The organism is Serratia sp. PL7, assembly GCF_945957435.1.
This window is the reverse complement of the sequence record NZ_CAMFLB010000002.1, coordinates 518,253-530,133: the sequence shown is the minus strand read 5'-3', so window position 1 is coordinate 530,133 and position 11,881 is coordinate 518,253. Positions and strand designations below refer to the sequence as shown.

The window sequence follows — 11,881 nt, the reverse complement described above, 5'->3', positions numbered from 1 at the left end:
TTGAGGAGTGAATAACGATGTGTACGACTTGCGGTTGCGCCAGTGGCGAAAAAACCATCGAAGGTGACGAACATCATCACCACGACGACCACCATCATCACGACCATCATGATGCTCACCATCATCATCCTGATCATCATCACGACGGGGAACATCAAGCACCGGCAGGCATAGTGATCCATCACCATCATCACTATCACCATCAAGGCGATGTACATCACCATTACGCGGGTGTCGCTGCGGCGGAACGTTTTACGCCAGAGGTGCAACCGCATTCGCAAGACCTACACTATGGGCACGGCGAGGCGGGGAGCCACGCACCGGGTATCGGGCAGCGCCGTCTGGTACAGATTGAACAGGACGTACTGAGCAAGAATAACCATCTGGCGGCCCACAACCGCGAACACTTTTCCGCACAACATATTCTGGTGCTGAACCTGGTTTCCAGCCCAGGTTCGGGCAAAACTACCTTGCTAACGGCCACGCTGGAACGATTGGCGGGCAAATTACCCTGCGCGGTGATTGAGGGCGATCAGCAAACCAGTAACGATGCCGAGCGTATTCGCGCCACCGGCGTACCAGCCATTCAGGTTAATACCGGCAAGGGCTGTCATCTGGATGCGCAGATGGTACACGACGCGGCACACCGCCTGGATTTGCAGGATCACAGCCTGCTGTTTATCGAGAACGTCGGCAACCTGGTCTGCCCGGCCAGCTTCGATCTGGGCGAACGGCACAAGGTCGCGGTGCTGTCGGTGACGGAAGGGGAAGACAAGCCGTTGAAATACCCCCATATGTTTGCCGCCGCTACGCTGATGATCATCAACAAGATCGATCTGCTGCCCTATGTAAACTTCTCGGTGGAAAACTGCATCGCCTTTGCCCGTCAGGTTAATCCGTCCATCCAGGTGATCGCGTTGTCGGCCACCAGCGGTGAGGGAATGGATCTCTGGCTGAACTGGCTGGGAGAGCAATAATGTGCCTCGGTGTGCCCGGTAAGGTGACCGCAGTCGGGGAGGATATCCACCAACTGGCCTGGGCCGACGTGTGCGGCGTGGCGGTCAGGATCAATATTGCGCTGGTGTGTGAAGGCTCGCCGCAGGAGCTGATCGGCCAGTGGGTGTTGGTGCACGTCGGCTTTGCCATGAGCCTGCTCGATGAGCAGGAAGCGCTGGAAACGCTGGCAGCATTGCAGCATATGCGCGCCGTCGGGCTGGCACGGGATGACGAGGATGCCAATGCGCTACGTTGATGAATTCCGCGATCCGGCGCTATGTCAGGCGCTGTTACGGCGCATCGAAACGCTGATGCTAGCCATTCCCCAGTCGCAGCGCCTGCCGTTACAGGTGATGGAGGTCTGCGGTGGCCACACCCACGCTATCTTCAAGTTTGGTCTTGACCAACTGCTGCCGGAAAGCCTGGAATTTGTCCACGGCCCCGGCTGCCCGGTTTGCGTATTACCGATGGGGCGCATTGATAGCTGCCTGGAGATTGCCGCCCATCCGGAGGTGATTTTCTGCACCTACGGTGATGCGATGCGGGTCCCTGGTCGCAATGGGTCTTTGCTGGATGCTCGCCGCCGTGGAGCCGATATCCGGGTGGTGTACTCGCCGCTGGATGCGTTACAGCTGGCGGCGGATAACCCCCAGCGCGAAGTGGTGTTTTTTGGCCTGGGCTTTGAAACTACCATGCCCGCCAGCGCCTTAACGTTGCAGCAAGCCCGCCAGCGTCAGCTGCGCAATTTCACCCTGTTTTGCCAGCATATCACCCTGATCCCCACCTTACGCAGCCTGTTGCAGCAGCCCGATGTGCGCATCGACGGCTTCCTGGCACCGGGCCACGTCAGCATGGTGATCGGCAACGCGCCTTATCAGTTTATCGCTGCGGATTATCATAAGCCGCTGGTGGTGACCGGCTTTGAGCCGTTGGACATTCTGCAAGGTTTGGTGATGTTGCTGGAACAGCTGCGTGATGGCCGCTGCGCGGTAGAAAACCAATACCGGCGCATCGTGCCCGAACAGGGCAATCTTCTGGCTCAGCGGGCGATGGCAGAAGTGTTTGGCCTGAAAGAGAGCAGCGAATGGCGCGGCTTGGGCGAGATTGCCCACTCTGGCGTGCAGATCAAACCGGAGTATGCGGATTTTGATGCCGAACTGCGGTTTAAACCGCAGGCGCAGCGGGTAGCGGACGATCCGCGTTCGCGCTGTGGTGAAGTGTTGACCGGGCGCTGCAAACCGGATGCCTGCCCGCTGTTTGGCAAACAATGTACTCCGGAGAACGCCTTTGGTGCCTTGATGGTGTCCTCAGAAGGGGCCTGTTCGGCTTACTATCAGTATCGCAGGGAGACCGCATAATGCGTGAAGTGAACAACGGGTGGGAAATTACCCTGGCCCATGGCAGCGGTGGCCGCGCCATGCAATCCCTGATTGAAGAACTCATGCTGCCCGCCTTTGCCAATCCGGCGTTAAATGCCCGGGAAGATCAGGCACGAATTTCACTGGATGAGCTCGCCATCTCGGGCGATCGTTTGGCCGTATCGACAGACAGTTACGTTATCGATCCTATTTTCTTCCCCGGTGGTGATATCGGCAAACTGGCGGTTTGCGGCACCGCTAACGACGTAGCCGTCAGTGGCGCCCAGCCACGTTATCTGAGCTGCGCCATGATCCTGGAGGAAGGGTTGCCGTATGCCACGCTGGAACGCATCGTTCAGTCGATGGCCAGCACGGCGCAGCAGGCCGGGATCCAGATTGTGACCGGCGATACCAAAGTGGTACCCCGCGGTGCGGCAGACAAAATCTTTATCAATACCACCGGGTTAGGAACCATCCCGGCTGGCGTCCACTGGGGGGCCGCTAACATCCGCCTGGGTGACAGCATTATCGTCAGCGGCACCTTGGGCGATCACGGCGCAACCATTCTGAATCTGCGTGAAGGGCTGGGCCTGGAGAGTGAATTAAGCAGCGATTGCGCGCTGTTGGCTCCGCTGATTGCTCCATTGTTACCGATTGCCGGAGTGCGTGCTTTACGCGATGCGACTCGCGGCGGCGTGACGGCGGTGCTGCATGAGTTTGCCGCCGCTAGCGGCTGTGGCATGGCGATATCAGAGGCGGCGCTGCCGTTGAAACCGGCAGTGCGGGGGATTTGCGAACTGCTGGGGCTGGATGCGCTCAACTTTGCCAACGAAGGCAAGCTGGTGTTGGTGGTAGCACCCGAGGCTGAGGCTGAAGTGTTGGCTGCTTTGCATCAGCATCCGCTGGGGCGCGATGCGGCTGTGATTGGCCGTACCACCGAGCGGCAGCAGGTGAGCCTCACCGGGTTGTTCGGGGTTTCCCGTCGGCTGGATCTGCCGTTGGATGAGCCTCTGCCACGGATCTGTTAGTGATTCGGTTGGCGGAAGCGTGTGGGTATTCCTAACCCTCCCACAGGGAGAGGGGCCCGATCGAGTTTGCGTTTGTGGCAGAGGATCACTTGACTACAGCCGATGGTGAGGGATAACAGGACCCGCTAACGACACCAAAGCAGCTCCCTCTCCTTAGGGAGAGGGTTGGGGTGAGGGAAATACAGATTGATCACGATAACTGACCGAGGCTCCGAATCACCTTCTTCCCTTTTAGGAAGCGCGGAAAAGATCGCCAGGGCAACAGGAGAGTTAACACAACATGGCAGATTTTGAGCCGGAGAATATCGCCAGCAGCAATGGCCTTCGCCTGCGGATCAAGGGCAAGGTACAAGGGGTCGGGTTTCGTCCCTATGTTTGGCTGCTGGCGAGGCGCTTTAACCTGTGCGGCGAGGTCAGTAATGACGGAGCCGGGGTAATCGTCCAGCTATGGCAATCGCCAGCCATAACGGATTTTTTGCGGGTATTGCCGCAAGAGTGTCCACCCCTGGCGCGGATCGATAGCGTCACCTCTACACCTTTTAACTGGCCGCAGCAGCCAGCGAGTTTCACCATTGCCAGCAGCGGCGCGGGGCAAGTGGATACCCATATCGTGGCGGATGCGGCCACCTGCGATGCCTGCCTGGCAGAGCTGAACATGCCGCATAATCGGCGCTATCACTATCCGTTTATCAACTGCACCCACTGCGGCCCACGATTTACCATCATACGCCGGATGCCCTACGATCGGCCCAATACCTCGATGCAGCCTTTTCCGCTGTGCCCGCAGTGCCTGGCGGAGTATCAGGATCCTGCCGACCGTCGTTTTCATGCACAACCTACCGCCTGCCCGGAGTGTGGCCCGCACCTGTGGCTCAGTGATGCCACAGGCCAAACCACCGCCAGCGCCGATGACGCACTGCAACTGGCCGCGCAGGCGCTGATTGCCGGGCAGATCGTAGCAGTGAAGGGGATCGGCGGTTTTCATCTGGCCTGTGACGCTACCAACCCTGCTGCGGTCCAGCGTCTGCGAGCTCGCAAACATCGCCCGGCCAAGCCTCTGGCGGTGATGATGCCGGATACCTACTGGCTGCAACAATGTGTTCAGGTCGCGGAACCGACGGCACTGTTAAAGCTGTTGCGTAGCCCACCAGCCCCGATAGTGCTGGTAATGGCTCACCCGCAAAGTCCCTTGTGCGGCGAGATTGCGCCGGGGCTTAATGAGATAGGGGTGATGTTACCGGCCAATCCGCTGCAACATCTGCTGTTGCAACAGGTTGCGCGGCCACTGGTGATGACCTCCGGCAACCCGGCAGGTAAACCACCAGCGTTGAGCAACCAGCAGGCACTGGAAGAACTCGCTGGCGTGGCCGACGTCTGGCTGCTGCATAACCGCGAGATCGTCCAGCGAGCCGATGACTCTTTAGTACGCTTGACCGAGCAGGGCAGTGAGATGCTGCGGCGGGCACGTGGCTATGTCCCGGATGCGATGCCTCTCCCCCCTGGCTTTACCGCCCAACCGGCCATTCTGGCGCTGGGGGCCGACAGCAAGAACACCTTTTGCCTGCTGTGGGGTAACCAGGCGGTGGTCAGCCAGCATTTAGGCTCGCTGGGGGATGAGGCCACCCGGCAACAACAGCAGCAACTGCTTGCTCTATTTGGTGAAATTTATGGTGTGGTGCCGCAGGCGATCGCCATCGATGCCCACCCCGGCTATCTCAGCCATCAGCAGGGCCAGGCGTTGGCCACAGAGCTGGCGATCCCTTGCATCACCACGTTGCATCATCATGCCCATCTGGTTGCCTGCCTGGCGGAACATGGTTGGCCGCGCGACGGCGCTAAGGTGATTGGTCTGGCTTTGGATGGGCTGGGATATGGCCTTGGCGGGCAACTGTGGGGCGGAGAATGTCTGCTGGTGGATTATCAGCATTGTGAGCATCTGGGTGGGTTGCCCGCAGTGGCATTGCCGGGCGGCGATGTTGCCGCCCGCCAGCCATGGCGCAACCTGTTGGCCCAGTTACAGCGCTTTGTCCCCGATTGGCAGACGTTGCCAGAGGCCGCGGCGATCCCTCAACCGCAGGCGACGATCTTGCTGCGGGCGGTCGAACGGCAAATCAACTCGCCGCTGGCCTCTTCCGCCGGGCGCTTGTTTGATGCGGTGGCCGCAGCATTGCAGATCGTGCCGCAACAACTTTCCTGGGAGGGGGAGGCCGCCTGCCAGTTGGAAGCCTTGGCATGGCAAAGTCCGCCTCATCAACCGCCGGTTTCGTTGCCGCTGCTCGATAATCAGCTGGATCTGGCCACCTTCTGGCGGCAATGGCTGGCCTATCAGGCCCCCCCGGCGCAGCGCGCTTATGCGTTTCATGTTGCCTTGGCCCAAGGGTTTGCCGCACTGGCCCGTAGAGCCATGCAGCAATACGGCATCAATACCATCGTGCTGTCCGGTGGAGTCATGCATAACGTTCTGTTGCGGCAACTCTTGCTTCAGCAGTTGGACGGAACACAGGTCTTACTGCCATCCCGCCTACCGGCAGGAGATGGTGGGGTGGCCTTGGGACAGGCGCTGATTGCCGCCAATCGACTTATTTCAGGCAAGCATAAGGATGAATTTATAACGTAATCAACTGTTTTCACGAGTAAAAACATCACCTTCATTCACTGGAAAATTTAGGTATTCATTATGCGTATTAATGTCAAAGCTGTGGCTGTATCCCTACTGGCGCTGTTCCCCATGCTGGCCTTTGCCCATGTGGGCCATGACGGTGGCGCGCATCACGTATTAAGCTTTACCGAAGGCTTTATCCACCCGCTGACCGGGATGGACCATCTGGTCGCCATGGTTCTGGTGGGTATCTGGAGTGCCATGAACACCAAACGGTGGTGGCTGGCTCCGCTGGTATTTGCCGGTTTATTGCTGACCGGTGCGCTGGTTGGCATGGCAGGCGTGACCGTGCCAGGCACTGAGTTTATCGTTGCCGCCTCGCTGCTGGGCATAGGGGTGATGGTTGCCTTACAGCTCAAACTGTCGGCGATAACGGGCGCGCTGATTATTGGTGCTTTTGCCATCTTCCACGGTCTGGCCCACGGTGCGGAGCTTTCCCATTCGGTGGCGGCGCTTTCCGGTATGGTGATTGCAACGGTGTTGCTGCACGTGGCTGGGTTGGGTATCGGCTATCTGCTGGCGTCTTCGTCTACGCATAGCGGCTGGGCGCGGGTGATTGGCGGCGGTTCATCGCTGCTGGGGATCGGCCTGCTCAGTGGAGTGATCTGAGTTTATCCAATTACTCACCATGGTTTGCTGGCAGTGACTTTGCGATAGCTGCCAGCAGTCACCCTGTTTATCTCAAAAAATAACAAGCGGCTGGATTTGTGCCTATTTTATAGTTAGATTCCCTGCACACCAAGTGCGCTTGGTACTGCGCTATCTTCCGCACAACTTTTAACTGCATGAGTTAATTCAAGAGTTACAGGGAACGTTGCTATGAACAGGGTTATAGGTTTACTTTCGTTATGCTTGGTTTCTTTTTCTTCTCTGGCCGATTGCCAGCCTCTCCTTGCCGATCTGGCTAAGCCCTTTGCCGCCAAAGCGACCATGAATACCGAGCTATCCACCTGCAAGGTGTGGCCCTATGCTCCGGAAAAAACCATTGCGGTGCTGATGCTGGAGCCCAAGGAGGAGGCCCAACCCGATTTTACCGACTATGACGTCGCCGTTTTGGTGGTCGATAGCCAGTCCGGCAAGGTGCTGGCCAGCAAATATCATCCCAGGGCGATTATGGATGATGCCATTTCTACCCGCAGCGTGACCATTGACACTGCACGCTACCAATTGTCTCCGGCGATACGCGCTTTCGGAGTGCGCTTTGACCACCGGGGAGCTTCCTCGGTCAATCCCATCAGCATCGAACGCCTTAACCTCTATACCCTGCAAGAACAGCAATTAACTCTGGTACTCAATAATCTCACCATGAATGAATATAGCGGTGAGTGGGATGGCCAGTGTGTCGGGGATTTCGCCGCGACCAATCGCGCATTGGCGCTTGGCAAGAGCGCACATAACGGCTTCCAGGATCTGCAGCTACAGACCATAGCGACGCACAAGGGGGCGAGCAGAAAAGGGGAGGATTGCGTGGAAAGCAACAAAGTCGTTGCCAAGACCCGCGTCGAGCTCAAGTTCGATGGTAAAGCCTATCCCGTAGAGCAGGATAAGCTGCTCGATCATCGTTTTTAATCCGTGCCTGGTCGTTAGCAACCATGAAAAAAATCTGCTTCTATGAGCTGTCTTTTATCCGCCACGATCTCAACGCGCCCAGCGAAAGTAAGCTACGGCGCATTTTGGCCGGGGACAAGGTGTTCTATACCTACAGCAAACAGTTTGTTGATGCCAAAGTGTTATACCGTTTGGTATCGGGAGATCGCGTGTATATCGGTGCCCATCAGTTGGCTGATGGTAGCTACTGGCTGCATTGGCTGGTTTCGCCTGAAAAGGGGGAGCTGCAACCGAAGCTGGCCGACATTAGCAAACCGGTTGCGTTGATGAAGCTGGTCGGCGCGATCATGGTGATGACGCTCTCAGCGGTGGGTTATTTCCAGTTGCTGAATATCTGGGTGATGGTGCTACTGCTTTTTGTTTTCATCTTTGGCTGCTGGTGGTTCGTGGCTTCGTTACATACGCTGATGGTGGGAACCAGCCGTCATACGCGTAGGTTGTTAAAAGGGCTGGAGAGCGTCAAACAAGGCGACACGTCCCTTTGCCTTACCACCACCGAATCATTAACCGAGCCGGGGGGCGGTGCGCCTTCACTACAGGCCAGCAAAGAATTGGCTAACGATCTGGATGCGCTGCAGCCGAATGATTGGCTATTGGCCGATAAAGTCACCTTGACCAGCGTGAGCGGAGAGGCTGCCGATGTTAGCGCCCGCCGCGATTTTACCGGCGGAGGCAAAAGCCGCCGGGATTTTATCGAGTACCAATTTAGCTGCAATGGAGAGCGGTTCTCATTTCGTAGCGGAATTAACTCGCTGATGGAAGACCTCAATCCGCTGTTCTATCGGCAACATCCGTTCTTCCTGGCGGCCGAAGATCCGCTGATGTTGGTGGTCAATCAGCAAGATAATGCGGTGCTGGGCCTGTGTAATGAAAGGGATGGCAGCGCCTATCTCAAGCTCGGCGGGATTGCCGTTTCTTTTCACCAGCTCAAGCTGATGTATAAAGTGATGTTTGGCTGCTGCTCTTTTTTACTGGTGATGCTGGTGTTTTTCACCCTGCATGATTGGTGGGAGCAGGGCGGTGCGCCGGATAAGTGGGACTGGCTGGACGCCGCAGGCATGTTTTATGACTTTGCTCTGATGAGCATCATGATTTTCTGCGTGTTCATGCTGTTGGTGGAGGTCTGCACTTGGATAACGCGCAGGAACTCGCTCAGTGCGGCGCGCTTTGTCTTTGCCCGCCAACTGTTGGTGTTGTTTAAAAAACGCAACGGTGGCAAACCCTATATTCAGGAAGTCCCCTGATGTTCAGCAATAGCCTAACGCGCATCATCCTGCTGGCATTGGGGCTTATCATTTCCTGGATGCTGTTTTATATCGACAGCTTTGCCGGGTTTGCCCCCGACTGGCAGTGGCAGCGAAACTATCAGGCAGAACGTCCTGCGGTAGTCATGAGTGGGGAACGCCTGAGCAGTTTTCAACAAGGGGTGCTGTTAACGGGTATCAGCGATGTAATAAATACGCGGATCACGGATATTGAGCGTGACCAGAATACGCTGATCTCTCACTATGAAAATTCGGTGCAGATCGATGTGCTGGCAGACATTGGTCCCCCTTTGTTAAACCTGCAGATATCCCCTGATACCACCATGTTACGCTTGATGCTGGAGGCAAAGGTTGGCCGTGGAACAATCCGGCACCGGAGCTATGATGACAGCGCCACGATCCCGGTCAGCCAACTCATCATCGAAGAGAATGGCAAGCTGCGCGTCAGCGCCCGTTTTTTGGGCTACGTGGCTGAGCAACAGTGTGATGTTCAGGGGCATTGCCTGGTGGTGTTCGGCACCCGTTCTTATAGCAAAGATGCCGTATTTTATTCTGCCGATGGCGGGCGTAACTGGTGTTGGTTACCCCAGTGGCAAGCACCCGGTGGTAACCAGACTTATCAGCTCTTGGGGCTCTCTGGAGCGCGGAGCGTGCTGCTGGTTCAACAGGGTAAACTCTACCGGTCGGACGATCTCGGCCAGCATTGGCAACAGATATTCGATCTGGCCAGGTTGTTAACGGAACGTGGGATCGATCCTGCTCTCTATGCGGCCAGTTGGCACTATAACGGCGGCGATCGGGTGATCGTCAGTAATCAGCCCCATAACACCGGGGAAGAGGATCGGTTAACTGCTTCATTGCTGCTTGATTTCAATCTGAAATCCGCTCAAATCCAGTCCAGCCAGTGGGTGGGCGGAGATATCGTTGCGGCCGACATCAGCCCGCAAGGGGATTTTGATTTTGTCTTACGCCAGCGGCCACGGTGGCTTTATAGCCTGAACCGGTTGCGGGAGAATGGCGCGCTGCAACCGCTGCTGGAAACCGGTAAAAAAGCCTTGGGCACGTTTTATGCGGGTAATGATCTGCTGATGATGGAGAAAGCGTTCAACGACCCGCTGCATATGACAGTCTCTACCGATGGCGGCCAGCACTGGTTCAGAATGAAAAAACTGCCTGATAGCTATAACTATCGCGTGCAGTTTGACCGCTGGCGTAACCGCCTGTTCCGCTTTCCAGCCCATGATTTCGATTACCCTAAGTTGGGCAATAGCGACGGCCTGGTGTATGAGACAACCACTCCGCCGTAATTGCCATGCTGCATCCGTTCCAATAATCAAAGGGTAACGTTTGATATCTAAAAACGCCTCAGTCCTCCACCAGCACCTGTTGCAGCGCGGCGATCAGCTTGCGGTTGGCCGCTGCGCTTTTGATAGCCACCCGGTAATAGTCGGCGGAAAGGCCAGGGTAGTTGGCACAGTGGCGGATCAGGATGCGGTGCTGCAACAACGCCTGTTGCAGATCGTAGCCAGGGCGCAGGCAGCGTAGGAAAATATAGTTCGCCGCTCCTGGCCAGATACGCAAGTGCGGCAAGGCTGTCAGCGCGTCAAACAACCAAGCACGCTGCTCTGCCAACCATTGGTGGGTTTGCTGGATGTAATCGAGATCGTCGAGGATCACTTCGCCGGCCAGTGCCGCATAGGCATTGATGGTCCAGGGTTCGCGCAGTTGCTTCATCTGCTGCAGGCCAGCGCGATCGTTGCTGACCAGATAGCCTAGGCGCAGTCCGGGAATGGCAAAGAACTTGGTCAGCGAACGCAGGATATAAAGGCGGGAATACTCTGCCATTTGCGGGATCAGGCCCGGTGTATCCGGCAGAAAATCGATAAAGGCTTCATCAACGATCAACGCAATATTGTGCTGGCGACAACAGGCGACAATGGCCTGCAACAGCGTGGGGTCAGGCATCAGCCCGGTAGGATTGTTGGGAGTGGCCAGGAACAGGCAGTCCGGTTGGCGCTCGGCCAGCACCTGCAGCAGCCGCTCATCGGGTTGAAAACCACCGGCTTCATCCAGCGGGAAATCCTCGATCTGGCAGTCAATCCGCTGCAATGCCCGGCGGTATTCGGCAAACCCTGGCGTAAGAAGCAGCGCCGTGCGGGGGCGTAGCCGGTTCACTATGGCGTAAATCAGCTCGGTGGCCCCGTTACCTGCCATGATATTTTCCGGCGGGCAGTGATGGACTCGCGCCAATGCCGCATGCAAACGCCGATATTCGACGTCGGGATAGCATTCGGCGCTGGTCAGATGCTCGATAATCGCCGCCTTCAGGCTGGCGGGCATGCCCAATGGATTGATATTGGCGCTGAAATCAATCATCTCGGCCGGATCCAGGCCGTTTTTCAACGCCATTTCCAGTACGTTACCACCATGTTCACTCACGGTTTTGCTATTCCCCTGTCAAGTTTGCGTGCAGGATAGCACAGGGTAATTGCCGTTGATCCGTTGCAAACTAAAGCTGTCGCCCAGGTAAATGCCAGATCTTGGCGTGTATTCGCCATATCAACAGGTTATTATGGCATGGCCATTGTCGAGGCTATCGAGATGAAAACTAAGTGATAAATTGAAGCGTTGAGTGCATTGAACCCATAACGTTTTATTAACCATATTATTGCCAACTGGATAACCCACACCCTGAACGATGACAGGTTGTGGTTGGGAAGGGGGTGTAACTCCCCCGCAGCCCCCGCTGCTGTGATGCCGACGAGTCCACTGCGCCACTGATCTGAGGATTGGGAAGGGAGTAGATGAGGATGACGCTAAGCCAGAAGACCGGCCAGTTGGTCACACATTCAACACCTTCGGTGGGAAGGGGGTTGTCATGAGATACGTGCGGCTATTTTGTACCGCCCGGTCGTATCCTGTTGACGCCCAAATCCCGCCCGAGAGGTCGGGATTTTTTTATGCCAT

Annotated in this window: 10 protein-coding genes and 1 riboswitch; of the genes, 9 read left to right on the top strand and 1 reads right to left on the bottom strand. The window is 56.6% G+C overall.

Annotation, left to right across the window (positions count from 1 at the left end; all coding sequences use genetic code 11):
- The first annotated feature begins 17 nt into the window (after positions 1 to 17).
- From hypB to N6G83_RS17005, 9 genes are all read left to right on the top strand, one after another.
- On the top strand, positions 18 to 977 hold the full coding sequence (hypB, locus tag N6G83_RS17045; protein ID WP_074031272.1) for a hydrogenase nickel incorporation protein HypB: 960 nt from the start codon (positions 18 to 20) through the stop codon (positions 975 to 977).
- The gene (gene hybG, locus N6G83_RS17040) at positions 977 to 1,252 is read left to right on the top strand and encodes a hydrogenase maturation factor HybG (protein ID WP_024486886.1); all 276 of its coding nucleotides are present in this window, start codon (positions 977 to 979) and stop codon (positions 1,250 to 1,252) included. The genes hypB and hybG overlap by 1 nt, the downstream gene beginning before the upstream one ends.
- Positions 1,239 to 2,354 carry a hydrogenase formation protein HypD gene (gene hypD, locus N6G83_RS17035; protein ID WP_211136094.1) on the top strand — a complete coding sequence of 372 codons (1,116 nt, stop codon included), beginning with the start codon at positions 1,239 to 1,241 and terminating at the stop codon, positions 2,352 to 2,354. Before hybG ends, hypD begins: the two co-directional genes overlap by 14 nt.
- A complete protein-coding gene (gene hypE / locus N6G83_RS17030) occupies positions 2,354 to 3,382 on the top strand; it encodes a hydrogenase expression/formation protein HypE (RefSeq protein ID WP_282440828.1) in 1,029 nt (342 codons plus the stop codon). The genes hypD and hypE overlap by 1 nt, the downstream gene beginning before the upstream one ends.
- Positions 3,383 to 3,662: 280 nt before the next feature.
- Complete coding sequence (hypF, locus tag N6G83_RS17025) at positions 3,663 to 5,999, top strand: carbamoyltransferase HypF (protein WP_211136093.1); 2,337 nt, start codon at positions 3,663 to 3,665, stop codon at positions 5,997 to 5,999.
- Positions 6,000 to 6,059: 60 nt separating this feature from the next.
- On the top strand, positions 6,060 to 6,650 hold the full coding sequence (locus N6G83_RS17020; protein ID WP_024528480.1) for a HupE/UreJ family protein: 591 nt from the start codon (positions 6,060 to 6,062) through the stop codon (positions 6,648 to 6,650).
- A gap of 210 nt (positions 6,651 to 6,860) precedes the next feature.
- Complete coding sequence (locus N6G83_RS17015) at positions 6,861 to 7,610, top strand: hypothetical protein (RefSeq protein ID WP_211136092.1); 750 nt, start codon at positions 6,861 to 6,863, stop codon at positions 7,608 to 7,610.
- A gap of 23 nt (positions 7,611 to 7,633) precedes the next feature.
- Positions 7,634 to 8,893, top strand: coding sequence for a hypothetical protein (locus tag N6G83_RS17010; protein WP_211136091.1), 1,260 nt, complete (start codon positions 7,634 to 7,636; stop codon positions 8,891 to 8,893).
- Entirely contained in the window at positions 8,893 to 10,221 is a 1,329-nt protein-coding gene (locus N6G83_RS17005; RefSeq protein WP_211136090.1) for a hypothetical protein, read from the top strand. The genes N6G83_RS17010 and N6G83_RS17005 overlap by 1 nt, the downstream gene beginning before the upstream one ends.
- Positions 10,222 to 10,279: 58 nt before the next feature.
- Here the strand turns inward: N6G83_RS17005 and cobD are convergent, their stop codons facing one another.
- Positions 10,280 to 11,353 (bottom strand): threonine-phosphate decarboxylase CobD, encoded by a 1,074-nt coding sequence (gene cobD / locus N6G83_RS17000; RefSeq protein WP_211136089.1) that lies wholly within the window; start codon positions 11,351 to 11,353, stop codon positions 10,280 to 10,282.
- Between the two features lie 220 nt (positions 11,354 to 11,573).
- Positions 11,574 to 11,767: riboswitch (cobalamin riboswitch) on the top strand.
- The last annotated feature ends 114 nt before the right edge of the window (positions 11,768 to 11,881 follow it).

Bases quoted from the DNA above. Each gene is read 5' to 3' on its own strand.
- hypB (WP_074031272.1), top strand. From the start codon at position 18: ATGTGTACGACTTGCGGTTGCGCCAGTGGCGAAAAAACCATCGAAGGT.
- hybG (WP_024486886.1), top strand. From the start codon at position 977: ATGTGCCTCGGTGTGCCCGGTAAGGTGACCGCAGTCGGGGAGGATATC.
- hypD (WP_211136094.1), top strand. From the start codon at position 1,239: ATGCGCTACGTTGATGAATTCCGCGATCCGGCGCTATGTCAGGCGCTG.
- hypE (WP_282440828.1), top strand. From the start codon at position 2,354: ATGCGTGAAGTGAACAACGGGTGGGAAATTACCCTGGCCCATGGCAGC.
- hypF (WP_211136093.1), top strand. From the start codon at position 3,663: ATGGCAGATTTTGAGCCGGAGAATATCGCCAGCAGCAATGGCCTTCGC.
- N6G83_RS17020 (WP_024528480.1), top strand. From the start codon at position 6,060: ATGCGTATTAATGTCAAAGCTGTGGCTGTATCCCTACTGGCGCTGTTC.
- N6G83_RS17015 (WP_211136092.1), top strand. From the start codon at position 6,861: ATGAACAGGGTTATAGGTTTACTTTCGTTATGCTTGGTTTCTTTTTCT.
- N6G83_RS17010 (WP_211136091.1), top strand. From the start codon at position 7,634: ATGAAAAAAATCTGCTTCTATGAGCTGTCTTTTATCCGCCACGATCTC.
- N6G83_RS17005 (WP_211136090.1), top strand. From the start codon at position 8,893: ATGTTCAGCAATAGCCTAACGCGCATCATCCTGCTGGCATTGGGGCTT.